The organism is Microbulbifer maximicatervae (SeqCode) (assembly GCF_052467305.1).
In genome coordinates this window covers 4,191,702-4,217,733 of the sequence record NZ_CP174306.1, presented here as the reverse complement: position 1 = coordinate 4,217,733, position 26,032 = coordinate 4,191,702, and the positions used below count along the sequence as shown (strand labels likewise).

The window sequence follows — 26,032 nt, the reverse complement described above, 5'->3', positions numbered from 1 at the left end:
GGTGCTATCGGTCGCACCTAGAAATTTTTGTCAATAAAAATAAAGAAAATAGGTCGGAAAATAGTTGAGGATTTTAAGGTAGGAAAAAGAGTGGTTTGGGATCCTGTTGGCAAAATAAAGTTGAACGCGGTCAACTATTCGCTGTGAATAGTCGACCGCAAAAATAATCTTATTCTGCAGGGAGTCCACTCAGAAACTGTTTTAAGTGTGAGACATTGCACTCTTCGGTGTCAGCGCAGTTTTCCAGGATTTTTTTCAATTGTTGGTCGTCACTCTGTTCAGTAGCTAATTTCAAATAGTAACGTACCTGATCAAGGTTTTTTCCTGGATTATCGTCTTGACTATAGGCCTCAGCAATTTTCAGTGAAGCTATGCCGTGCCCTCTCTTTGAGGCTTCCTCGTAGAGTGACATTGCTCGATCTAGATCAACTTCTACACCAAGCCCCTGTTCATACATACGGGCTTGGTTAAAGTATCCATACTTTGAATTTTGATTCGCTGCCTGCTCGAACCAATGAAGAGCCTCGGGATAGTTGTTGAAAGAATCACTACCGGAGTCCAAATATATGAGCCCCAGCTTATTCATAGCGCTTGCTAATCCCCTCTCTGCTGCTTGAGTGTAATAATAGATTGCCTGTTCCAGGTCCTTTTCTACTCCGTTACCTGCCTCGTAGAGTCCGGCCAACCTGGCACTGGAGTTGGCTGAACCTTCCGCAGCTGCGAGCCTATAAAGTTGTGCTGCATGGGTCGGATTTTGTTCCACTCCATAACCATTTTCGGCGGAGTAACCCATATTGGTAATACACTCCAGGTGGCCGGCCCGTCCACACAATAAATACCAGGCATAGGCAATATCGGCGTTGGCATCTGCAATAATATTCTTGGAGTGCAGGATCCCCATTTTTAATTGTGCAGGAAGATGATTGCGATATGCCGCAGCTTGATAGTCCCTGATAGATTGTTTGATATTAACCGGTTGGTCATGGGCGCCTAGTTGTGTGATACGCCCTCTCTCAAAGAGTGCGGCGGGGTTTCCTGCAATTGCGGCCTCATTGAGAAGTGCCATGCCCCCACTGGTTTCTTTTTTCTCCTCCAGCAGGTAGCTGGCGTAAAAAAACTGGGCTGGTGAAAAGCCGCTATCGGAAGCTTTTTGAATAAGCTTTTCAAATTGATAGTAATTATTCTGCTCAAGGTAACCAATAGCCTGGGTAAAGTGGGCTACGGGGTAACCTTTATTAGCGCTGGCTTGCAAGAATTGTGCAGCACCGGATTCGTTAGCTGAGTTAAATTCCTCTGACGCAAAAAGGGAGTAGAGTTCATACTCCGCCTGGCCCTTTTTCAGGTGTTGTTCGGCACTGGAGAGTAGTGAAGTTGCTAATTCTTTGTCCGGATCAATTCCCAGGCCCATAAAGGCTATATAGGCTAGGTAAACCTTCGCCTCTTCGAGCCCCAGGTCCGCAGCAGTAACAAATAATTGTGCGCACTCGTTAACTGCGAATTTTTCAGTTTTGCCACTGAGACATAGCCGCCCTAAACTGATATTGGCGGAAATGGACCCCATAACAATAGCGTCCAGATAAGCTTGTTCAGCCTGTGGATACTGCCCCTCCGCATGAAACACAATGCCTTCGGCGTGTCGAGCGGCATAATCTGTAGAGGCTAGTACCTGGATCACATCTGTATAGAGCTGATCTGATGTGCCGGCAAATGGATACCGGATCGCGAGCAGTCGATGTAGAAAGCGGGCATTATCGAAGTAGATTTTCGATACCTGATAGCCGCCTACTTCCTTTACGTTATAAACGCGGTATATAGCATTGCGACTATTTGCAAATTCAAAATAGCTATCAATAATTTCATAGCCGGATATGGTGAGCAGGTCTTCTGCATCTGCCCAGCTCCCGACCTCAAAGGCACTGTAGCTATACTCACCACTGCGTCCGGAGAGGATACCAGTAGCAATAAATTCAAACAGGTTTTTATGGTAGTTGGCTGCTTCTAACTGTCCCACAGACTCATAGCATTCTGCAGCGCTGAGATGGGGCGTTAGTGACAGGATGTTGTTGTTTGTTACGGCCTTCCAGTCCACGGCTTCACAAGACTTATCCCCAGACTCAATCGCGGATAGCTCCGCCTGGTAGCGCTCTCTGGCCGCGATATTATTCAGGGGTTGCTGAGACTCAAGATAGGCAACCCAGAAATCCTCATAAGCAACTGTATCTGGAGCGCTAGCAATTTGTTCGGTTAGCAGTCTTATTTCACTATCGCCGGGTTCGATGGAAGTGTGGGCCGCACAAGAGGCCAGTAAGTAAATAACGGGGGCAAAAAGGAATTTTTTCATTATTTACTTCCTGATCAGTGACTTAACCAGGTTTTTCATTGCCTTGCTGGTTTCCTGAGTATTCGAATTATCGCCCTTGGCCCAGAACTGATATTGAAGTGCTTCATCCAGTTTATCGAGTTGCCCCATATACTCGGCAATATCCGTATTGCGGACATGGTCCGCTTTGGATTTAAAGGCGTAGTTCACCGAGATGTTATTGCCAATATGATCGGAGGTTCTGGAGAAGGTGAACCAGGGATTGTCTATCTGTAGATCCTGGGATTCCTCTCTCCACAAAACCTCTCCAGTAATTTTGGCTACTGCTTTGTGGTTGATATCCACAGGATGTGCCAGCGCTAATGGGCTCTGGCGAATACGCTTCTGGGGGCTGGTAATATAAGAGGCGATACTGGAGCCATACAGTGAGAAAATCTTCCGAGCAGAGTTCAACTCGGCAAAATCACTGATCTCATATAGCTCCGATACCTGAAGTACATTTTCACCCCGATTGTCCTGGTGCTTGATATTGGATGTGATTTCAATGCCGGGGTAGTAAGTTGCCATAAAGTTTGCGTAATTACTCTTTATGTATTCAGAGTCTGCTGACTGGAAAAATTGACGCATCTGCTCCGCTTTGAGAGCGCTGTAGGTGGATTCAACAGTTAGCCCTGCGGTATTGGTACCGGCATTGATTTCAAAATTTTCGGTGACATCCAGTTGCAGAGTGCCGTTGGCGGGATAAATCGTGGTTACTTGTTTTAATGCTCGGGTTCCCTTTCGAATGGGGAGTGCCAATTCATAATCAAAGAAGCCTTTGCTCTTGATATTGGAGCCCTGTCCGGAAGCGGTGCCGTCAACCCAATAATCTTGTCCATTGAGCTCAATGACGCTGATTACATGATCAAATGAACTGGGAGAGGGGATATCATTGGCAAGGTCACGACCGCGTCCTGAAGACACCAAAGCGGGGTAAGAGTTAACCCCCAGGTGAGACAACATAGCGGTTATTAATATGGCCTTGTCTTTACAGTCGCCATAGCGCTTATCCAAAGTCTCTCTCGGCGTTCGCGGTTGGTGTGAGTTGATTCCAAACTCGATCCCAAAGTAGCGAATATCCTCCTGAACGTAGGCAATAGCCTTGCTGACAGCTCCCTCAAGACCTTCCTCTGCGCGCCATTGATCCAATTGCCCGGTGAGTTCCTGTGGCAGGGAGAGGTCAATATCGTAGAGTGTCATTGCCCAGTCGTTTACTTCAGCCCAGCTGTTATAGCCTGAATATTGGATGTAGTTGAATGGGTCATGCCAGTGAGGGTATTCCCCCTCCTGAAGTATCGGAGATACCTGCTTCAGGTCCAGCGTGTACTGGTAAGTGTCGTTATTGCGGGTAACGTTCACCGGTACTTTTTCATTGTTAAAACGGTAGTTGAGCTTGTTGTCACTGGTAATTTTTACATAGCGCCTGTCGATGGCATCCGGCCATGACAAGTAGAAAGTACCAAAATCCCCGCGTTCAAAAATAGGATTGCTTCCCTCGAGTGTATAAGCGTAGGAGATTTTGTCACCAGGTCGGATATCCTCAAGAATGTAAAGCGCATTCCACATTTCAGAGTAGAGTTTGCTGGATAGCTCCTGCTCAGACTGGAATAACTTGAAGTCCTGTTTGTCCAGGCGATCAATCACTTGATCATTGCGGGTGACGGTAATTTCGTGAACGACCAGCTGCTGGAACGCGGGGTAAAAACTAATGTTCAGTTCCGATACCTGTTTAACCCCCTGCTGATTGAGGGGCTCCATCACCAACTGAAAATAGTATTGGTGTTGTTCGTTCGTATGGGATATCTGGGAGTTGCTCAGGTGATACCTAACACTGCCTTCGGGTGTAGTGACACTACTCGAGAGGTCGACGGCATCCACCCAAGTGGGTGTTGGGGCTATGTTAATTTCAGGGGCAGCCTGAGCCAGCGACACAGCAAATAAGATAGTCACAGCCAGAATTTGGCCGAAGGAACGATATTTCAAAATGAGCCTCGATTGTTATCTACAGCCTATACCGGCGGAGACAGAATAGATCTTGGGTGGGGAGTAAGCAGAAGGGGCACGCAGGGCACCCTACGATTGATTCGCTCCTGTTGAACCCTGGATCTTTCCCTATAGGGCAGTGCCTGTTGCCGTTTGGCAGCGGCGCTCCGTTACCGCTTGGTGTTGGGATCGTTTAGTGAACAGCCGGTAATATACCCCAATGGCTATGGGCTGAGTATCGGATGGGTATGACCGCTGGCGTTTTGAATAAGTTTTTCGGCGGTTCAAATTGATGAAGGCAGGGATTGTTGTGTCCAGGCGATAAAATGGTTGAAAAACAACCGAATCTTGAAGGTGGGAGGCCACCCAGCTTGTGGGCTGAGTGACCTGGGGCATGCTTATTGGGCCTGCTCCTGAACAGGCATTTCTTCGAGCTTAGCCTTTATCTCTTTCAGCTTTTCCTTAACTCGGGCTGCATTGTCGGGGCCCATGCGGATCATCAGCTTTTGTATTCCAGGGAGTTTTTCCAGTTTTGGATCGGCAAATTTGTAATACACCGACGGGCGTATCAATTGAATAGGGCCTTCAACATCTGGCGCTGCCAGTACATTGTCGATTGCTCCAATCACCACCTGGTGGAATGACTTGTTGCGAATCCCCAGCTCGCCGTAGGCCTGGGCTAAACGGGGGTACCAGTACTGATACAGCGTAATGATGGCATCAGTGTTAGCCAGTGCGAACAATCGTACTGGTTGGTCGTAACGGCGATAGTTCTCCGGGGATAGCTGGTAGCCTTCAGCGGATGACCCGGTAACGGTGATGGGGCCGCGAATGGTTTTCAGCGGGCGATGCTTGTGAATCAACTCACCACGGGATGCTGCGTTGGCAGCGGCTACCCATTTACGTATTACTTCATCAGGTACCAGCCAGCGGGACAAGGCGCCGTCGGGTGCCAAGGACATTAATTCGTCATATGCGGCCTTATCGCTCTCGTTCAGGGGGGGAGGTGGCTCTCTGCCGGGCTCCTCTTCGATGACCGGCTCCTCGGGCGGTTGGGCTGGTTCCTGGCTCTCAGGTTGTACCAGGGCTTCTGGCTCGGGAGCAGTTTGGGGTTCTTCGACAACACCGATGGTGGGAATTTCTTTTTTCTTTTCCTCGCCGGTCCAGAGCCAATAGGCTGCTGCAGCGACAACGACCACCACAATAATGCCGATGATCCACCCTTGCCTAGATTGTTGTTCCGACATTCCCTGCCTCCTTTGACTGCTAACAGAATGTGACGCTTGGACCACGACAAAGCGCTGCGGTTTCTCGCGATCTGCTGGCTTTACATTACTCTGCAAAAGCGCCGCTCGCAAAATAGTTTTACTATGGGGTAATTGCACAACCTTATTGCCGGTCTTATACCCTGCACAGCACCTACGCCCCCGTGCGGGAGGATGTTTGATTTACTGGGCCTATTAGAGTGGTCTGGGGAGCTTCTGAATAATTCTGAGCGGCGAATAAAAGAGAGAACAATGGGAAAATTCACCAGCTTATTGATTGGCCTGATGCTGGGTGGTGTACAAGCTGCCGTGGCTGCAGAGCCGGTAGACCCTTATTGGCGCAATGCGACAGTCTATTTTATGTTGCCGGACCGTTTTAATAACGGCGATAGCAGCAATGATTTCCCCTACGACCGCAAAGATGATGCGGCATACCTGCGCGGCTTTGAGGGAGGGGATCTGCGCGGCATTATCGAGAAAATTGAAGCGGGGTATTTTAATGATCTCGGAGTCGATGCTATCTGGATGGCCCCGGTGATTGAGAACATCCATGGCTACAATGAGTCCGATAAACGCACCTACGCTTTCCATGGCTACTGGCCTAAGGACTGGACTGCCGTAGATGCCAACTTTGGCACTGAAGCAGACCTGGCGGAATTGATTGAGGTAGCTCACAGCCAGGGGATTCGCGTACTGCTGGATGTAATTCTCAATCACACCGGGCCAGTCACTGAACAAGATTCCAGGTGGCCCTCGAGTTGGCTGCGCAATAGCCAGCAATGCGATTGGTCTGACTATGCCGGCAATGTTGAGTGTGCAATTCACGCGAACCTGACAGATATCCTCACGGAGAGCGAGAAAGATGTCGAGTTGCCGCCGCAATTGGTGGCAAAGTGGAAAAAAGAAGGCCGCCTGCAGCAAGAGCAGCGCGAACTGGATGCCTTTTTCGAGCGCACTGGCTATCCCCGCGCCCCCAAATATTACCTGATCAAGTGGTTAACCGACTGGGTGCGCGAATACGGTGTCGATGGTTTTCGTGTGGACACCGTCAAACACGTAGAGCCACAAGCCTGGGCAATACTGAAAAACGAAGCGGATATAGCCCTGGCGGAGTGGAAGGCTGAGAACCCGAAGAAGAAATTGGACGATCGCAATTTCTTTATGGTGGGTGAGGTTTACCACTTCGGCGTTAACAACTTTGGTCCCAGTGTTGGTCGCTCTTACGATTATAGCGATCGGAAAGTGGACTTTTATCAGTATGGTTTTGACAGTCTGATTAACTTCGATTTTGCCCAGGTTGCGGGCAAGCCAGCGGAGGATATTTTCTCCAGCTATTCCTCCTCCTTGAACAGTGGTGAACTAAAAGGGTTCGGTGTCCTAAATTATCTAGGCTCCCACGATGACCATCATTCATTTGACCGCGAGCGCCAGCACACACTGAGTGCCGCAAGTAAACTGATGTTAGCGCCCGGTGCTGTGCAGATATATTACGGTGATGAACTGGCGCGCCCCATGATTGATGATCGGGCATTCGGCGACGCCTCTATGCGCACCAATATGAACTGGGATGACTTGGAAAAGCCGGAAACCCGTGCATTGCTGGCTCATTGGCAGAAGCTTGGGCAGTTTCGTCGATCGCACCCGGCAGTTGGCGCTGGTGTACACCAGAAGCTGGAGGATAAGCCTTATACATTCTCCCGCACCTTATCTGGTGAGCAGCCGGTAGTTGTGGCGATGGAACTGTCCGCGGGTGAGAAGAGCGTATCAGTTAAAGGTGTGTTTGCCGATGGTATCGAACTGACCGATTACTATTCGGGCAAGCGAGCCAAAGTTGAGGATGGCAGGGTGACTTTTGATACAGAGGGAACTCTGCTACTGCTATCGGCTAAATCGCAGTAAATCCAAAAAAGAAAGCCCCTGCAGATAGCACTGCTGGGGCTTTCAGCATCCTTGAAAATGGGATGACTTAATCGTTGTTCATTGTTGTTGTGGTGAACTGGTTACATACCATCACATCAACGTCCAACTGGCCAATTACACGCTCGGCAGTATTGCCACGCAGGAATGAGCCGGTCTCGCCGTACTGATTCATGGTTCCCATCACGACCAAGTCTGCATCGATCTCACGGGCCACCTCCTCAACAACATCACTGGTATAGCCGCGCTTTACGTGAATGCGATGGGTGGGGACACCGGTTTTATCGGCAAGCTTGGCCAAAGCACCGCGATCTGGGTAGAGCATGGAATCCAGGAAGGCGTTTACGAGGTGTAGCTCTGCTCCGTAATGACCTGCGATATAGGTCGCGCGTTCGCTGATCTGGCGATTGAGCTCGCGCTGCTCGAGGGTTTTTGCCTGGTAGTTAACGGTAGCCAATACAACTTTGCGCTCGTCCTTGGCGCCGGGGCGAATCAATACTACTGGGCAGCGCGCTGTTTTCAGGACTCGCCATTTGGATTCGGCGAAGGTAAAGCGACGGCTGCTCTTCGCGTGTACTGGTAGGTAGATCATTTCTGCGTTGCAACGCTTTGATTCCTGCACGATGGCCGCCTGCCAATCACTGGACCAGCAAACAGTGATCTCACAGGAAAGACCAGCTTCTGAGATGGGTTCACGAATTTGTTCACGGAACCACGACTCATCGCGAAATAGGTGGTCGTTAACTGCACGGGTATCCACCGCTTCACCATCAACTGCGACGAATACAGCCAGTCGCGGCTGAGGATTGCGTCCACGTGAAGTGATCAGGGCTCGCTCCAGAGCTACATGCTTCTCATCGTTAGGGTCCACTACAACGAATACGGTGCTTTGCTGCTCCATTTTTTCTCCTCAACTAAGCGTGTTACTGGCCAGTGCGACCTGCAGTTGACCAAGAGGTCTAATCTATCATGATGGGGGTGCCTGCCGGAGTGCCAGGCTGTCCCATTTGTCGAATTTGGCGCCTATCTCATCGAATAATTTTGTTGCGCATAATGGCGTAGTTGGGGAAGATCTTATTGAGGTAGATCAACTTCACCAGCCCCAAAAGCCTCACTCAATAGATTAAAGTGGAGATCTCCCGTATGGGGACTTATCCTCAGATCCCCATGGAGACAGGCTCAACGGTAACGGTTAGTTGTGGAATTCTTGAAAACCAGAGTAGATCCGGGGAAATAATTTACTCCCGATGAGGGGGAGGGTTAACTCCTGCAGATTAGTTCAACTAGCATCCAAAAGCTTGCGGTATTAAAAGGTAATTGCGCAAGGTGCAGCGCAGTCATGTGTGGCCATAGCGCGGTAAGTTTATGGCGTAATTTAAGGCACGTACAGATAAGCCCGTGGGTTGAATTTAATTGCCCGACTACAGGAGTAATCTAAAGCTGCGTCCGGATTACTCTGATACTGTGAGACTGCTCTATAGAGAGATTTATTGCTTGTCTCTGAAATATAGCATCGCTAAAACCGGTGAACCTGCGAGTGTTTACCTGCCGGACTACTCCTTTAATATCTCAGCTAGAACGGGTGACACATGGATACCTTTAGATGCTAGCTTTAAACAGTATGAATTTACTGAAGGGCAAGATCTGGAAACTAATGTGCCTTTTGATGCGCAAAGACTAGCAGATGAAATCACTCAAACTGCAATTATCGATGAAGAGCAAGGCTTCGTACAAAGTGTTGATCAGTTGGTGATTGAGGAGGCATTAGTCAGCTATCAGCAACAAGTAGAAGATTACATTAACGGTCAAAACCCTGATGCAACGATGGAGGAAGTCCAGGGTATTCAGCGTGTTATTGTACAAGAATATCATCAATTAGCGGCTGGGCTACCCTATGAGTTAATTGTTCGTACCAATAAGTATTCAATTTTACCAGATAATTTGCGGCACCGTTTTCGGTATACTTTGGGGACTGAAGTCTTCGGTCAAGAAAATAGCCGTTTGATCACCTTTGAGCAGTCTTTACCTGAACTAGCCGGAAAAAAGCATGCTTTGTCATTCCGTCCAGCTACTCAAGCGGATGAGGATTTAATTCTTAGTTATATTCCCGAGCTCGGATCTGATACAGGTGAAATTGAGCTTGGTCAATTACCAACTAGTTTGCCAGGTTACTTGATACATTTAGTTGCTGAATTTCCTCAAGACGGTAATGTTGTACATAGTGCTGCGGCAGGCACGATGGGGGGGAGCTTTACGAAACCTTAGCGTTGTGGTCACCTGCTTTTGGTTGGGAAGAGGCCGTGAACCATCCCACTATAGGTGAGTATCGGGCGCTCGGGATTGATCTTCAAGGTGCTAATATAAAAAAAATAAAACAGCTGCGAGTTGATATCCAAGGGATCCAGGATGTATTGGCCAGCGGTGACCAAGCTCAAATTGAAAGACTGACAAAAAGTGAAATTGTTGGGAGCCTACTATACTCTACGGTCCACCTCTATTTGGCCTTAACTTATTTACAAGACCAATTGGAGGCGAAAGCTTCAAATATCGTTAACTATAGAATGCCCAGTTTTGGTATTTTTAGTACCAGCTTACAGGCAAACTACTTTTTTGGAGTTCCGAGGAGTGTGCACTCCAGTGGCTTATTGATTGATATTGATCGGCTATCTATTCAGGCTATTGCAAAGGATAACGATAGAAAACGCCTTGTTAACCATATGAAAGCAATTGGATACAGAGCTTCTGCTATGGAACATGACGTACCTGAACAAATTTTTTCAACTGAAGATATTCGTGTACAAGGTATTAGTGCAGTGAAGGCACTTAAGATAGCTGTTTCTGAAGGACAGCGTATTTGGACAATTGATATAAATAACATTAGTGAAGCGTTATCTGTACTTGATTTTAGTTCAGATGTGAAAGGCGAGATTAGAAATGCAGTGCTGGCGGGTAAAGTTGTAACTACACATGAGAAGGAAATTGATTTTGCAGGCGGCAAAAACTTGGGTTACTTACTTATTGACCCAGATACTGGTGCTGGAGCATATTTAATTGCAAATGGTGCCAGCGGAGGTTTTTTGAGTGATGATGACGCAGGGATACTGGGTGCAATAGGTCTATTTACTGGTACTGTTGGAGCAGCATTTACATTCACACCTTTAATAGTTGTAGCAGTGCTATTGGCTGCTTTTCTGGCAGTCGAGCTTTACCTTGATTTTATAGCATTGAATACTCGCTGTGATGCTCTAGTGTCACTTATTGCAGTTGCAATTATAGTCACAATTTTAGGAGCTTTGGTTGCTCCTCTTTTGGCTATTGTATTAGCATATACAGCTCTCCTCGCTGGTAACGGAGCGATAGTTGCGGCAGGCTCATCATCCTGCAGGGAGGGGGATGGATGATATGAACCCTATTGAATTAGCGCTGGACATATGTGTTTTTGTATATTTTTTTGGCCTAATCTATGGAGCCTTAGCGAAACGCTTGTACTTTGCAGGGTGGCATTATTATGTTGATAATAAAAAGAAATACTGGGAGGTTTTTTTCTCTTATGTACTGATGATAGCTGGACTTATCTTTATTAGGTATTTGTTATTGTCTAAAATAAGTAACTTGCCATCTTAGGTTTATAGTCGTTTTATCAATGCCGGTATCTTTCGTTATAGCTCTTGTCTTTTTTAGTCAGGTAGAATATTTTACTCTGCTATGGGTGGGGGGGTAAAGGATGAAAAAAGATAGCAGTGGGTCGAGGGTTAAAATATCCGTGTCATAGTTTGGCAAGTACTGGTAATAGGTGTCTCAATTCGATGCAATTAAAAATTCGATAAAGATGTTTTTTAGAAGGCGATTAACAGAGAAATAGATGTGTAGGTTGCAGGTGTCACAGCTGTTTCTGTGTTTGAGCGATGGTTCTTTTTATTTGACAAGGTGCGAGGCTAAGAAATTTTTACCAGTCCATGTGCTCAGTTTTTATCGAACTGAATTTGAGCTTATTGTATAGCCTTTTATGATCCCATTAAATCTTTGAAATGTCTTCAAAGCTCCGACTTAAGTAGGATCAGTATTTTACTTAAATACCCTGCCACTTTAAAAAAGAAGCTGTTATGAGAAATTGTACCGATATTTTGAAGGCTAAATGCCGACTACTCCAGTCAACTAATATCAAATAATGACCCCACCGAAAGAAATGGAAGTCCTTTCTCTTAGATTTTACAACAAGAGATAGCCCCTGATTTACGCATCTGAGCCTGTAGCGTGAGTATGCTGCTGAATATAGGTGTAATCAGCTCTTTAGGATTTTTATATCATCGTGATCAAGTGGGACACCCGGAATGAAACGATTAACAAAGTTTGAACCTATAAATAGTTTACGTTTGCGGAGAGTGGTTTCAATATCAGACCAGGCTTTGGCGGTTTTGGAAATGATGTTGAACGCAATATGATAATGATAGATGTTTACAAAATATTAAGTGATATTAGGGGCAAAAGAACCAGTCAGTTATTGCGTTATGGTTTTCATCCACTGACGTGGGCGTTCGGAATCCCTTCCTAGTTGAGTATCTTTCTCACAGAAGATTTCCCTGGGACTCAAAGAGAGGGACAATGATAGTAAAGGGTTGCAACCAGAGAAGTTTGAGAGCGGCGAGACTGAGCGCCAGGTAGGGAATAGACTGTTTAAGTGTTATAGTCTTCGTGTTGTATTAATGGCTGTGGTATCTAAAAAAAATCTTTTTAGGTGTCAAGTTTGAGGAGCTAGAATCTGTATAAAGTCTTTTGTATATATCATAGAAATTTAAATTTGAGAGCTAACTTGATTCGTTCTGATTCTAAAGTCAGTACTATACTGCTCGACTATAAAATGATTTCGTGCACTTGAGGCTGTAGCTACTGCCGTAAAGTTTCGCTCTCCGTTGAGGTTATTACAAAAGTGTCTCTTCACTAACAATAAAATTACCCCATTTCTTAAGTTGTCCAAATTTTATAGATTAGCTTATTGAGCTTAGTGCATAGATACAACGGTCACTAAACACCTTGTCTTATTTAAGCAGTTCTAGTTTGCTTAATTTTTAGCCTTTTAAGCCAAGTTATACCCAAGATCAATATCTGAAGCACAAATATCTACTACGCCCCCTACAAGGAGGATGTGCTCTCAAGCACTGGTTATTAGCCTTCCAAATGCCCGAATAGTTGTAATTTCGGGTTTGCAGTAGCACAGGAGGTGCATATTACCGCTGTTGTTCGGTATTTGTTCACATATTACCGGTTTATTGATGCCTTTGGTGGTCTGTGGATATCTCAGGATGAGTGATCAATTGGTCGGGTATAGCAATCCAACGGTTTAGATACTGTTAGCTTGGTTCCTAAATGTCCGGCTTGAATTGCAAAAAATAATAAATGGTCACCTGTGATGATAAGCATAAACTTTTCTTCGCCGCTTGCGGTGCTTCTTACAAATTCTTTTCTTGAGCGAATGTCTATTAGTTGTGTCGCCTGAGGAGAATATTTCTAGCTCCTACTGTGGGGCGAATGCAATCCAAGTATTTGCAAGCGCCTGGGAAAAGGCGTGCTTATAGGTTGACCCTACTTATGTAGAAATGGAGAGCCATTAATCATTGGTGGGCAACTGCCCCTGGGGTTCTCCTTATACAAAAAAATAACGGCTACAGATGAGAGAAAAAGGAAAGCTAAAATGAAAAAACAATTTCCGTTAAAAGGACTTCTGGGAGGTGCGAGTATCGTACTCGGAGCCATATCCAGCACCCATGCCAGTGCAGGCACAGCCTTTGTGCATATGTTCGAATGGAGCTGGAATGATATTGCCAATGAGTGTGAGAATTTCCTGGGTCCAAAAGGTTTTGACGCAGTACAGATCTCTCCTCCCCAAGAGCACATTTCTTACCATACCTGGTGGGCGCGCTACCAACCGGTAACCTATACCAACCTCACTAGCCGTAGTGGTACTGAGGGAGAGTTGCAGGATATGATTAATCGCTGTCATGCGGCAGGGGTTAAAGTTTATGCGGATGCAGTGATCAACCATACTGCAGTCTGGGACGGGAGTGGCACAGGTTGGGGAGGAACTGATTGGTCCGAGGCTAACCATCAGGAATTTTCCTCATGGGATTATCATGATAACTGTACAATTGACGGCTATGGTGATGCTAATACTGTTTGGAATTGCAGATTGGAAGGCATGCCAGACCTAAACACAGGCAATGACTATGTTCAGCAAACAATAGCGGATTATCTGAATAAATTGCAGGGTATGGGTGTTGATGGCTTCCGTGTGGATGGTGTTAAACATATGTCCCCCAGCGACATGTACGGAATAATGAGCAAGGCCGGCAATCCGTGGATTTTTTCTGAGGTAATCGGCGCAGCTGGCGAAGCTTCTGAGATCCAGCCGTACAATTACACTTTCCTGGGCCATGTGACTGAATTTAAGTATGGCACTGATGTGGCCAGTAATTTTAATGGACAGATAAAGAATCTCTCCAGTCTCGGTGAAAGTTGGGGGCTGCTTAACTCTGGCGAGGCCGTTACTTTTATTGATAATCATGATCGTGAGCGCGGTCATGGTGGTGGGGGCAACCTTACTTATAAGGACGGGGCGAAATACAATTTGGCTAATGTATTTATGTTGGCACACCCTTACGGCTATCCCAAAGTGATGTCTGGTTACGAATTTACCGATGAAAATGCCGGGCCACCGAGTAATGGTCCCGATAGTTGTGAAAATGATGAGTGGGTCTGCCAACACCGATGGGGCAATATTGCCAATATGGTGGGTTTCCGTAACTATACCGATGGCACCAGTATGGAAAATTGGTGGGATAACGGAGATAACCAGATTGCCTTTGGACGCGGTGATAAAGGCTATGTCGTTATCAATAACGAGGGTAATTCTTTCAGCCAGACACTGTATACAGGCCTTCCTGCAGGGGACTACTGCAATGTCCTGGCGGGAGATGATGAGTGCAGTGGCGATGTTATTTCCGTAGGCAGCAATGGCTATGCCACCTTCAATGTTGCAGCTTATTCCGCTGCTGCCATTCACGGTGGGCAGCTATCTGGTTCCTGTGGTGAAGAATGTTCTGGGACGGGTTTCCCCAGCCTTTATTTCCGTGGCACAGCTAATAATTGGGAAGCAACAGCTTTTGAATTGGTAGCAGATAATACCTGGCAATTGGTGGTTAATTTTGATGGCCAGGCAGACCAACGCTTTAAGTTGGATATCTATGGTGACTGGGCCGAAAATTACGGTGACGATGGTGCTGATGGCACGTTGGATCAAACCGGAGAAGATATTTATACCTCTGTAACCGGTAACTACCTCATTGAAGTAAATGATGAGACTCTGGCCTATTCGATCACCGAGGTCTCTTCCCAGCAGGCACCCACTGCAACTGTGACTCCAGTATCCAGCACAGTAGAAGTCAATCAGAGTGTCACCCTGGATGCCAGCAGCTCTACTGATAGCGACGGTAGTGTGATTTCCTATAGCTGGAGCAGTGGTGGTAGTTCTTCCTCGACGACTTTGAGCTTCGCCAGTGCGGGCACTTATACCGAGACAGTCACTGTTACTGACAATGATGGCCTGACCGATAGTGTTACGGCAACCATTACCGTGACTGATCCCAATGCTGGTTATGCTCAAAACTTTACGGCATTAAATTTCCGCGGTACGCCCAATAGCTGGAGCACCCAGGCGATGACCCTGGTTGCAGACAATACCTGGCGTGCCACTGTAGTGTTTGATGGCAGCAGTAACCAGCGCTTTAAGTTTGATGTCAGCAGTGACTGGGCTGAAAACTACGGGGATAACAATGCGGACGGCTCTCTGGAGGAGGGTGGGGATGATATCTACACCGATGTATCAGGTACCTATATTGTTGAGGTAAATGATGAAACCCTGAGCTACAGCCTGACCTGTGCAGACTGCGGTAGTTACGCATCCAACTTTTCCTCACTTTATTTCCGTGGCACACCAAATAGTTGGGGTGCTGAGGCTATGGAATTAGTTGCCGACAATACCTGGGAAATCCAGGTAAATTTTGATGGTCAATCTCAGCAGCGTTTCAAGTTTGATGTTAATGCTGACTGGAGTGAAAACTATGGCAATAACGACTCCGATGGCGACTTGGAGCAGGGTGGATCTGATATCTACACTTCTGTAAGCGGAAGCTACAAGGTGCAGGTGAATGATCAAACTATGATGTACACACTGATCACTTTATAGCTTCTGGAGCCAAGCAAGTTGGAATTACGACCTGCTTGGCTTGTAGTATTTAAAGTGTGGAGGCTGGTTAATTAAGAAGTAGAATTCTATCGTGTGATATTTATCGAGCCCTCTTCAGTGAGCCAGCCTAACTCATAAATACCATCATTGTTGCTATCGACAAATCTTAAGCTATTTTCGATCATCATAGGGCCTAGTTCCGGCGATGTGGAAATGATTTTTCCGGTCCATGGGTCCATTTCGACAATATGATGCCTCTCGTTTTTTTCGATATTCAGAATTATATTTCGGTGTGAAACACCGTAATTTTGTACGGCAATAGAACGAACTTCATATCCGTCTAGATAAGTTAGTCTCATAAACTCCAGTTTATTATTGAGTAACATAATCCATGTCTCGGATCTATATGATATTACGGCAAAAATTTCATCGATGAAATCTCCATCTAAATCCCCTGTGCTTATTTTAGTAATACCTGCATATTCACTAAGGGAGGGAGTTTGATTTTCAGGAATGTCAGTAAAAATATTGAACTGTGCAGAAATTGATTGGTAATCATCATCGCTAGTGAGGAGGCTGAGAATTTCCTCATCAGCCACTACAATGTCTAAATACCCATTGTTGCTAGCATCAAATAGCTTTATATCGACACCACCACCAGACTCATGATTCCAGAGTAATTCGTAGTTTTCCATATCGTAAGCGTAGATATGAGCGTCTTTAGTGGTTGCTATCATACTGGTATTTTCATTGCTACCAAGCTTGCCTGCTGTGAGAGCAACTATTTTTTCACTCATGGGGCTGCCGGACCAAATAATAGATTCCGAAAAAATGTCATAAAGCCCGGGGGTTTTCTCATTAACAAAAGCAATTTCTTTAGTGTTGTCCTTTTGAAGGTCTAGCGTAATACCTGCTGTTGTTTCATTTTCAATCTCCGGTATTGCAGCGCTAAAAGTGATAATATTTGTTTTGGGGTTTAAAGACATTATGTGAGAGTTTTCCCAAGGGATCATCCCTAAACTTAAAGAAGATATTTCAGAGTTATCTGCGGATATTGATTGTATATCAACAAGTTCATCTTCGAGGAATCTGGGATTAATTCCAATTTCCCACTCTAGTTCTAAATTATCGTCACCAGATAGATTTGAATAGATTTTTAATTCATGGCGATTGTTAAAGAAATATTCTAGTTCCGGATCATTGTCCAGATTGGCCACTCTCATATTGTCCCCCCAAACTGAGGGCGATGAAGTCCAGTTAGGGATAAGTTTATTGGAATCCATATCAAAAGAATAGAGTTGCGGTCTACTAGCACTATTCTCCGTTGCAAGAATCCTTGGAGTTGCATCATCTGGAGATAAAAAAGTCGTGAAGTAATAAGAATTGACTTCATTTTCAATTTTAATTGTCTGAGTATTGGCGTCGAAAAGAGTTAAGAAACCTGAGGTTGGGTGGACGCTGATTATTTCACCGATCCCATCCATGTTGATATCTACAATATCAAGATTTGGATTGTCCTTATCAGCATCTGTAAATCCATCTTCATAGCGCCAGCTTAAAGCATAATTGCCATCGATGTAGTCAAACACATAACCGCCGCCAAGTACAATTTCTAACTCGCTGTCACTATCTAGATTACCAACAGCAAATATTTGGCCTAACTCGAGAATTTCAGATTTCCATTCTACCGAATAGTTATCAGTGTTAAGAATAACCAGTTGCATTTTATCTTTCATTACATTGTACATTCTGATTAGGACAATAACTTCTAGATCCTGATCGTTATCTATATCTGTAACGAATATTTGTTCTACTCCATTACCTGTGAGAGTAGCTACTCTTTTTGGTTTTAAGTTATCATCAAATAGAAATAGCCCTGTCGTATCATGGGCGGTATAATTGTCTCCAATAAGGCCAGCAAAAAGATCATCTTTCCCGTCGTTATTCATGTCTGCAAGGGTTAGGCTAGATATATATAAATTATTATCATCTTCTTCTGAGTTAGTGCTTTCACCATTAATTAAAACATAGGGGTGCTCCCACTTAATGGAATATTCGCTCCCATTATAGCCAAAGGCAAACAATCTACGTTTACTATTAGTAGCTACAATTTCCTTGACTCCATCGCCATCAATGTCTCCAATTGCCACATGCTGTGGTCTGGCCGTAGTTATAATATAACCATTTGATAAAGGTATTTTTCGTTCTTCATCTACGACTTTTAATGTTCTACTTTCATTGTGAATGTAATCATTTTGTGACAATGAAATTTCCCAATGAACATCCATTTCTGTATCAAACATCGGCCCAGTAGGCGTCCAATCAACATTACCCTCTTCATCAATTTCCATGCCATTTGGACGAGCTAGAAACTCTAAGTTATAGGGATCGTTATCGAGGTCCTCTACTATCACCTGAAAGGCTGTTGGAATTCCATACTGGACAACGTCCGGCATATTGACAATAGACATTACAGGTAGTGTATCTTGAATCTCCGTACTAGTCGTTGCTTCACTTGTAAGCTCTCCATCCGAAACAATCACTTTTACTGCTACTTCATCATTCTTCAAGAAATGAGTAGAGGATAAAAGATTAGTTGTGATATCAGAAACTTCCTCATTGTTGACAGTCCAATAATATTCAATATTTAAGGGGTCGTTATCTATATCTGAAATACTGATTATGGCTTCAATATCAGTATTCGTGAAAGCAGGTAAGTCTGAGAAACTTAAACTTTCAATTATGGGGGCTCTATTTTGAATAATGATGGAAGTAGTTTGCGAAACAGAATCTTCACCGTCAGTGATATAAGCTTCTATACTAATTGTATCCCCGTGATTAAAATGGGATGCAGCTAGTTTAGATTCTGTTACTTCACTGATAGTTTGATTGTTATTTTTCCAGGTATATGTAACTTCCAGTTGATCTCCGTCTTCGTCTGAGGCGTCAAGTTGAACAGACAGAACACTATCGTTATAGGCTGGGTTTGGAGTGATAGATAAACTGTTTATAACCGGAGGTGCATTACTAGCTCCACCGCCTTGTCCCGATCCTCCACTATTTGAATCACTACTGGATGATCCTCCGCCTCCACATGCGGTAAGTATGGAAGAAATTAGCATGATGCCTACGGTGTTAGTAATAAGTTTATCATGAAAAATACACACATCACTCTCCATATGTAAGTGTCAAGTTTAGTTCTTTGAGCTGATAAAGAATTGGTATTTTAGTTCCGGTTCTGATGGGCTTGGAAGTACACATTATGAACAGATAACAATTTAATTTATATGCGTGTTGATTGGATAATTGTGGGACTTATCACACTTTATTAATGAGTTTAATTTTGGGTGATGTTTATTGGTACGTTTGCCTTATATATTTGCGTAGTGAATTAAACTAATCTGAGCGTAATCTGGATAAGTTAAGTGACTGATTTTTACCTAAGTGTTGCTTTTTAATAATTGTTCTGTGCTTTTCTAAATCGTTAAATTCATCAGTCTTATTTATTATTAGCTGTCTCATTTAGATGTGTAATTCTATAAATATTGAAGCTGCCCGGAAGTATAGTTGGCGGAATGATATTCTTGAGTTTGTGACGGCAGCACTAAGGATTGATGGATTGAGGTTAGCGGTTAATATCAGTATAAGTTTAAATCTGAAGTGGGTTATGACTGAGATTAAACTATTGTGATAAGGACACCGACGCTGACTTAAACTAGGGCTTGATATCTGCGCTTCTATAAGCATGAATTGCAAAGTGTGGGTAAATGATTCAACCATCTATTAATTATGTAGCTCGTTCTGAAATCAAGCAGACCTGAATTATGATCTGCTTGGCTTTTGAAATGTATAGAATTTTATTAGTTTAGCAATTGCATTCTACCGCGTTATAGTTACCGATCCTTCTTCCGTCAACCAGCCTAATTCATATTGTCCATCATTGTTGCTGTCGATAAAGCGTAAACTATCATGAACCATTCTGGGGCCTAGCTCAGGTGAGGTCGAAATTACTTTTCCGGTCCATGGATCAATTTCTATAATATAGCGCCGGCCATCATTTTCAGAACTGAATAGTATATTTCGATGTTGGGTGCCGTAAGTTTGCACTACAAAAGAGCGAACATCATGCTCTCCTAGATAAATTAGATTCTCGAACTTTAGGTTGCCGTCTAGCACCATAAGCCATGACTTGTAAACTCTTTTTATTAAAACAATAATTTCATCCACAGAATCTCCATCTAAATCAGCTATGTTTATTTGGGAATTCTTTGAGAATTCATAAATGGGTGTTTCTTGACCTTCAGGGATATCATTGAAAATGTTGAACTTTGTTGAAAATGATTGGTAATTATCATCGCTGGTTAGCAGCCTGATGTTTTCATTGTCAGCCGCGACTACATTGAATTGTTCTGTGTTTTTTGTGTCAATTAGTTTTATATCGACACCGCCACCAGTATTATGGCTCCAGAGTAATTCGTAGTTATCAATGTCATAAGCATATATGCCATTATCTTTAGTAGTTGCAATCATGCTGGTTTTTCTATCATTGCCGAGTTGGCCAGTGGTGAGGGAAACTATTTCTTCATTTATAGGGTTGCCAGACCAAATAATAGACTCTGAAAAAATATCGTAAAGGCCTGGGGTTTTTCCGGTTACAAAAGCAATTTCATTAGTGTTATCTTTTTGAAGGTCTAATAAAACAGCAGCTGTTGTCTCATTTGTAATCCCCGGTATTGTGGGGCTAAAAGAAAAGCTATTCGTAACAGGATTAAAGGCCATTAAATGCGAGTTGCCCGAGGAAATTGTTGCTAGACCTAAGGCGTACAAGTTGGAAGTGTTTGTAAGTGTAGATTTCACATCAACAAGTGTGTCTTTCAAATTTGTTGTATGTTGTTTAGGTTGCCACTCTATTTCTAGCTCACCATCATCTGAAGAGTTTGAGTAAATTATAACGTCGTTTCTATTGGTAAAGTAAAATTCCAGTTCTGGATCATCATCCAGATTGCCTACTCTCATATTCTCACTAAAGACCGAAGGTGATGAAATCCACTTAGGGATCAATTTTTGTGAGTCTATGTCAAATGAGTAGAGTTGTAGCTTTATAGGAGAGGTCTCTCTTACGAGGATTCTTGGTGTTGCGTCCTCAGGAGAAAGAAAAGTTACAAAATTACTATGTTTAATTTCATTCTCAAGTTTAATTTCTTGAGTGTTTGCATTGTAAAAAGTCAAAACTTTGGAAGTTGGATGAGTGCCGATGATTTCACCGATTCCATCCATGTCGATATCTGCGATATCAAGACTTGCACTATCATTATTTGATGTAAATCCTTCTTCATAATGCCAGCTTAAAGTATAACTACCATTGATATAGTCAAATACGTAACCTCCGCCAAGTACAATCTCTAGTTCACTATCGCTATCGAGATTTCCGACAGTAAATGTTGCACCTAATTGAAGAATTTCGGATTGCCATTCCACTGAGTAGTCATCAGTACTTAAGATAACCAGTTGCATTTGATCTTTAAAGTCATCTGGCTCTTCCCCTCGAAAAGAATTGTATAAATCAACAAGGGCAATAATTTCTAGAGTCTGGTCGTTATCTAGATCTGTCACATAAATTTGTTGAACTTCGTTGCCTGTGAGAGTAGCTACTCTTTTGGGTCTTAAGTTATCATCGAATAAAAATATACCTGTCGTATCATGCGACCATATAGCGTGTCCTTGCAATCCTGCTAGGATCTCTTCCCTTCCATCATCGTTGAGATCTATGAGGGTTAGGCAGGAGTAATATAAATCGTTGTAATCATGATAGGTGGGGCCTTCGCCCTCAACTAATGCATAGGGGTGCTCCCACTTAATAGCATATTCATCACCGTCAGAGCCTAGTGCAAATAATCTACGTCGACCATTGGTAGCCACAATCTCCTTGATTCCGTCTCCATCAATGTCTCCAACAGCTAAATCTGGAGAGTCAAACGTAGTTTCAATATATCCATTTGATAAAGGCACTTTTCGCTCTTCATCCAAAACTTTTATCATCCTACCTTCGCTATGTGAGTAGTCCTCTTGTAACAGTGAAAGCTCCCATTGGATATCCATCTCTTTTTCGAACATTGGTCCAGTCGGTGTCCAACTGATATTATCATCTTCATCAATCTTCATACCATTTGGGCGGGCTAGAAACTCTAGGTGATAGGGATCGTTATCTGGATCTTCTACTACTACCTGGAATCCTACAGGTTCACCATGCTGAACAGTGTCTGGCATGTTAATGACAGACATTACTGGTAGTGTATCCTGGATATGAGTGCTAGTCGTTACCTCAACGGTTAAATCTCCATCTGAAACGACTGCTTTTACAGCCACTTCATCTCCTTTCAAAAAATGATTGGAGGGCAAAATATTAGTTATGACATCGGAAACTAACTCTTGATTTACAGTCCAATGATACTCAATTGTTAGGGGGTCATTATCTACGTTTGAAATATCGATAGTGGCTTCGATATCGGTAGTGGTAAATATAGGTAAGTTTAGAAAGCTTAGGCTCTCAATAATGGGGGCTCTATTTTGAATTGTAATAGATGTGCTTTGTGATACAGAGTCTTCACCGTCTGTGATGGCTACTTCTACACTGATTGAATCGCCATGATTAAAATAGGATGGGGCTAGATAAGGTTCTGTTACTTCATTGATCACTTGATCATTGTTTTTCCAGGTATATGTAACTTCTAGCAGATCTCCGTCTTCGTCTGAGACATCCAGTAGAACAGATAAAGTGCTGTCATTATAGGCTTGGTCTGGTGTGATGGATAAATTATTAATAACTGGGAGAGTATTATTGTTAGTGCCCCCTTGACCTGGATCGCCACTAGAAGGAGTTTCGGTGCTTGAGTCATCGCTGGAGGAGCCCCCGCCTCCGCAGGCAACTAGTATCAATGAAATTAGTATAATGCAAAGGTTATTCACTATACTCTTATAGTAAGAAATAGACACATCACTCTCCATATGTAGGTGCCAATTTTAGATTTTTTCACCTATTAATAGGTGGTAAATGGGTACCAATTTTTTTGGTGTTAATTCTCTCTATTATGGATAGGTAAAAATATAAATCATATGGAAGGCAACTAGGTATTTGCGGGGTTTATCACATTTTTTAATAATTTTTACTTATTTGTAAATGTTGGTACGATCGCTTTGTGAGTATTCTGATAAGGCTGTGTCGTTTAAATCTACGGAGGGATATTGGCCGATAGGATTAATAGTATGGTCTTTAAGTGTATAATTTTTAAAAAGCTACTAACCAGTTGGTTGGGTAGCTTTGTTGGTAAGAGTTCTTTCTAATTCACGTTAATGGTTTGAATTATTTTTCAATAATATTGAATAAGCAAGTTGTGACCTTAGGTTGCTTACTCTTTTCTTGTTTAAATTTTAAGTTTTACTAAATGAATTTTATGGATAAATTACTTGCTCACTTTATCCTTAGCCAGCAGAGCTTGTTGTAGCGCCTGCAATTTTGCAATCTCTTCTTGATTTAACTTTGGGTTCGATTCACAACGAGGATCGGTTTTTTGCAACAAGGCCAGTATTTCTTTTGTCAGTGGTATGGGTTCACAGCCGTGTCCGGTCTCGCAAATTAAATCCCATTGCGGTTTGGCCTGGATATGGCAGGCAAAGCAGTTACCTCCAAAACGGTTAACTACATCAACAAAACCTCGCTTACGGATTTTGCTACCTTCTTCAGAAACATCCAGTTCAAAAAACTCCCAATCTTTAGTGGCGGGGTTAAAGCCTTTTTGGTGTTTGACCATCACTTCCCCGGGGACTAACTGGACCACTGATCCTGGAGGATAAACACCTCCAGTGCTGGAGTTTGCGACCTTTAGAGTCCCATCCAGATCTCCCAGTAAATTATCCACATAAAACCCCCGCACCTTGGTCATATCTCGGATGCAGTTAAAAGTCTCGTCTGTCACCTGGATAGGTGCTTCGCTCTGTTCGGCCTTGTCAGTTTCAGTCATTGTAGGAAGTGCTACTGATACTAAAAGTGCGGTTAAAAATAGATTTAGTGGTGAAAAATAGCGGCTATGTTGTCGGTTCATAATGTCCCCTTGCATATCAATTTCGGCTTTTATTTAAATTGTGCACAATATAATTGTGAGCAATATACATGGAGTAGTGTTTATGTCAAGCGAGTTACCTGATGAGTATGGTTAGGGATTGTCGGGAATATGTTGTGAGAAAGGGGATAAGGTGGGTATAAATTGCTGTGCTTAAGCGTTCTTGGAGGGGAGTAGTCCCCTCCAGGGCTGAGTGGCTATTTCTGGGGAACAGCGGATATTGCAAAGATATGGCTTTCGTAGGGTGCCAACTGGATCTTTGTGGAGGCTTGGTCTTTTTCCAAGATAAGGTTTGCCACCTTATTGGATATCTGGCTTTCAGCCAGGTAGCTGCCCGGTTGTAGTTTCCAGGCCTCTAGAAGTGCTGTAGGCAACTGAAAATTAAACTCCACTGCCCTGTTATCGAAGTTGGCGATTACCAACAATTTTTCATGTTCGCTCCAGCGGGCAAAGGAAAATTGTTTTTCACCATAGCCAGAGTTTTGCTTGCGGTTGTAGCTGTGCAAGTCCAGGTAATCGCCAAGTAAGGCCGGGCTCTGTTTGGAGAAATTAAGCAGGCGCTGGTAGAAGCTGCGCAGCTCTTTTTCTTCTTTTGTCAGCAGTGCAGTGTCAAAAGCGCCCTCATTGTTCCAGCGGCGCACACTGGGTACTGACCAGTAGTCGAAAATGGTGGTGCGGCTGGCTTTACCGAAGCCGGCATCTTTGTTGGCGGGCTCTCCTAACTCCTGGCCAAAGTAAACCAAAGTAGGGGCTGGAGAGAGCGCGGCAGATACCAGCATTGCAGGTTTGCCTGCCTCTGGGTTGCCAGAAAATTGTGGGCTGGCAATACGCTGCTCGTCGTGGTTCTCCATAAAGCGCAACATATGAGAGGAGATATCTACCAGGCTTGCCTGCACCTCTGCGATTTTATCTGCACCGCCCTTGTTCTCCATGACCGCACGAATAGCGTCGTAAGTGCCGACTTTATCGTAGAGATAATCCATTTTGCCCAGGTGCAGATAGTCCCGATAGCGTTCCGGAGTATAGATTTCGGCAAGTAACAGTGTGTTGGGGTTGCGTATTTTGATGGAGGAATTCAGGTAGCTCCAGAATTCTACCGGCACCATACCGGCCATATCATAGCGGAATCCGTCCACGCCAAAGTCCAGCCAGTAGTGGGCGATATCGCGGAATTTTTCCCAGGTGTCCGGGACTTTCTTGTCTGCCCAAAACTGGGCGTGGGCCCGGTAGTCGCGCTCGGCATATTCCTGGGGTAGCTCAGAAAAATTCTTGCTGTCATCGGGGCGAACGCCAAAATTAATTTTGACGGTTTCATACCAGTCGTGCATGGCAGGTTGTGCACTGCGCGCGCCATTACCGGTCCATTTAGCTGGACTCTCTACAAACTGCCCATCGACAAGATCATTGGCTTCGCCATTGAGTGGCTGATAACTGTCTTCTGCAAGGGGCACGCGGAAATCTTCGCCCACCACATAGTAGAAATTGTTGTTGCGGGCGTAGGTGACCTGGGTGTTGTCGCCAGCTCCAAAATCCTGCACGCCTTGGGGTTTATCGAGAGAATGATAGGCGCGGGCTACATGGTTGGGCACTATATCGATAATTACTTTCAGGCCGGCCGCGTGGCTGCGTTCCACCAGTGCGCGGAATTCCTGTAATCGCTCTGCTGGGTTATTGGCCAGGTCTGGGTTTACGCTGTAGTAATCCTTGATGGCATAGGGAGAGCCGGCGCGGCCTTTGACCACATCTGGATCATCGTTACTGATACCGTATTCCGTATAGTCGCCAACGAGCGCGTGGTGCAGGGCGCCGGTGTACCAGATATGGGTGGCGCCCAGCGCGTGGATTTCATTCAGTGCTTTTGGGGTAAAGTCGGAGAACTTGCCCACACCATTCTCTTCGAGTGTGCCCCAGGGTTTGTTGGTACTGTTAGTGTTGCCAAATAAGCGCGGTAGCACTTGGTAGATAACGGCTTTTTTCTCCGCAACTTTTTCAGCGGGCTGTATTTCTTCCGGGCTGCTCTCCTGGCTGCAGCCGGCAGTGCCGAATAGAGCAGCGCCCAGTAGGGAAGCCGAAAGGAGTTTGGCAATAAACAGGGAATGTAACTTCTTCATTGTTTCCTGATGACTTTAAATTTTTTTGTCAGTGAACAGCG

The 26,032-nt window shown here is 44.4% G+C and carries 12 protein-coding genes; 4 read left to right on the top strand and 8 right to left on the bottom strand.

What is annotated here, in order from left to right; all coding sequences use genetic code 11:
• Positions 1–169: 169 nt before the first annotated feature.
• The 3 genes from ACJJI4_RS18335 to ACJJI4_RS18325 all read right to left on the bottom strand — a co-directional run bounded on the left by ACJJI4_RS18335 (position 170) and on the right by ACJJI4_RS18325 (position 5,589).
• Positions 170–2,341 carry a tetratricopeptide repeat protein gene (locus ACJJI4_RS18335; protein WP_444926063.1) on the bottom strand — a complete coding sequence of 724 codons (2,172 nt, stop codon included), beginning with the start codon at positions 2,339–2,341 and terminating at the stop codon, positions 170–172.
• Between the two features lie 3 nt (positions 2,342–2,344).
• Positions 2,345–4,342: a DUF3857 domain-containing transglutaminase family protein gene (locus tag ACJJI4_RS18330; protein ID WP_444926062.1), complete on the bottom strand. Its 1,998-nt coding sequence runs from the start codon at positions 4,340–4,342 to the stop codon at positions 2,345–2,347.
• 398 nt (positions 4,343–4,740) lie between these two features.
• Complete coding sequence (locus ACJJI4_RS18325; protein WP_444926061.1) at positions 4,741–5,589, bottom strand: DUF3014 domain-containing protein; 849 nt, start codon at positions 5,587–5,589, stop codon at positions 4,741–4,743.
• 270 nt (positions 5,590–5,859) lie between these two features.
• Here ACJJI4_RS18325 and ACJJI4_RS18320 point away from each other — a divergent pair, with 270 nt between their 5' ends.
• Positions 5,860–7,506: an alpha-amylase family glycosyl hydrolase gene (locus ACJJI4_RS18320; RefSeq protein ID WP_444926060.1), complete on the top strand. Its 1,647-nt coding sequence runs from the start codon at positions 5,860–5,862 to the stop codon at positions 7,504–7,506.
• Positions 7,507–7,573: 67 nt separating this feature from the next.
• Here ACJJI4_RS18320 and ACJJI4_RS18315 read toward each other — a convergent pair whose 3' ends face one another.
• A complete protein-coding gene (locus ACJJI4_RS18315) occupies positions 7,574–8,425 on the bottom strand; it encodes a universal stress protein (protein WP_413663505.1) in 852 nt (283 codons plus the stop codon).
• Between the two features lie 593 nt (positions 8,426–9,018).
• On the opposite strand from ACJJI4_RS18315, the gene ACJJI4_RS18310 reads away from it, so the two are divergent.
• From ACJJI4_RS18310 to ACJJI4_RS18300, 3 genes are all read left to right on the top strand, one after another.
• Positions 9,019–9,789 carry a hypothetical protein gene (locus ACJJI4_RS18310; RefSeq protein WP_444926059.1) on the top strand — a complete coding sequence of 257 codons (771 nt, stop codon included), beginning with the start codon at positions 9,019–9,021 and terminating at the stop codon, positions 9,787–9,789.
• Positions 9,790–9,824: 35 nt separating this feature from the next.
• Entirely contained in the window at positions 9,825–10,925 is a 1,101-nt protein-coding gene (locus ACJJI4_RS18305) for a hypothetical protein (RefSeq protein WP_444926058.1), read from the top strand.
• Positions 10,926–13,213: 2,288 nt separating this feature from the next.
• Entirely contained in the window at positions 13,214–15,763 is a 2,550-nt protein-coding gene (locus tag ACJJI4_RS18300) for an alpha amylase C-terminal domain-containing protein (protein WP_444926057.1), read from the top strand.
• An 86-nt stretch (positions 15,764–15,849) separates the two neighbouring features.
• Here the strand turns inward: ACJJI4_RS18300 and ACJJI4_RS18295 are convergent, their stop codons facing one another.
• The 4 genes from ACJJI4_RS18295 to ACJJI4_RS18280 form a co-directional block, all read right to left on the bottom strand.
• Complete coding sequence (locus ACJJI4_RS18295) at positions 15,850–18,930, bottom strand: FG-GAP repeat domain-containing protein (protein ID WP_444926056.1); 3,081 nt, start codon at positions 18,928–18,930, stop codon at positions 15,850–15,852.
• Positions 18,931–19,642: 712 nt separating this feature from the next.
• On the bottom strand, positions 19,643–22,756 hold the full coding sequence (locus ACJJI4_RS18290; RefSeq protein WP_444926055.1) for a PQQ-binding-like beta-propeller repeat protein: 3,114 nt from the start codon (positions 22,754–22,756) through the stop codon (positions 19,643–19,645).
• Between the two features lie 467 nt (positions 22,757–23,223).
• Positions 23,224–23,862, bottom strand: a complete 639-nt coding sequence (locus ACJJI4_RS18285; protein ID WP_444926054.1) for a hypothetical protein — start codon at positions 23,860–23,862, stop codon at positions 23,224–23,226.
• Between the two features lie 215 nt (positions 23,863–24,077).
• A complete protein-coding gene (locus tag ACJJI4_RS18280) occupies positions 24,078–25,991 on the bottom strand; it encodes an alpha-amylase family glycosyl hydrolase (protein ID WP_444926053.1) in 1,914 nt (637 codons plus the stop codon).
• Positions 25,992–26,032: the final 41 nt, after the last annotated feature.

Excerpts from the sequence above, each read along its gene's own strand:
- ACJJI4_RS18335 (WP_444926063.1), bottom strand. The coding sequence starts at position 2,341 with ATGAAAAAATTCCTTTTTGCCCCCGTTATTTACTTACTGGCCTCTTGT.
- ACJJI4_RS18325 (WP_444926061.1), bottom strand. The coding sequence starts at position 5,589 with ATGTCGGAACAACAATCTAGGCAAGGGTGGATCATCGGCATTATTGTG.
- ACJJI4_RS18320 (WP_444926060.1), top strand. The coding sequence starts at position 5,860 with ATGGGAAAATTCACCAGCTTATTGATTGGCCTGATGCTGGGTGGTGTA.
- ACJJI4_RS18315 (WP_413663505.1), bottom strand. The coding sequence starts at position 8,425 with ATGGAGCAGCAAAGCACCGTATTCGTTGTAGTGGACCCTAACGATGAG.
- ACJJI4_RS18300 (WP_444926057.1), top strand. The coding sequence starts at position 13,214 with ATGAAAAAACAATTTCCGTTAAAAGGACTTCTGGGAGGTGCGAGTATC.
- ACJJI4_RS18285 (WP_444926054.1), bottom strand. The coding sequence starts at position 23,862 with ATGAACCGACAACATAGCCGCTATTTTTCACCACTAAATCTATTTTTA.
- ACJJI4_RS18280 (WP_444926053.1), bottom strand. The coding sequence starts at position 25,991 with ATGAAGAAGTTACATTCCCTGTTTATTGCCAAACTCCTTTCGGCTTCC.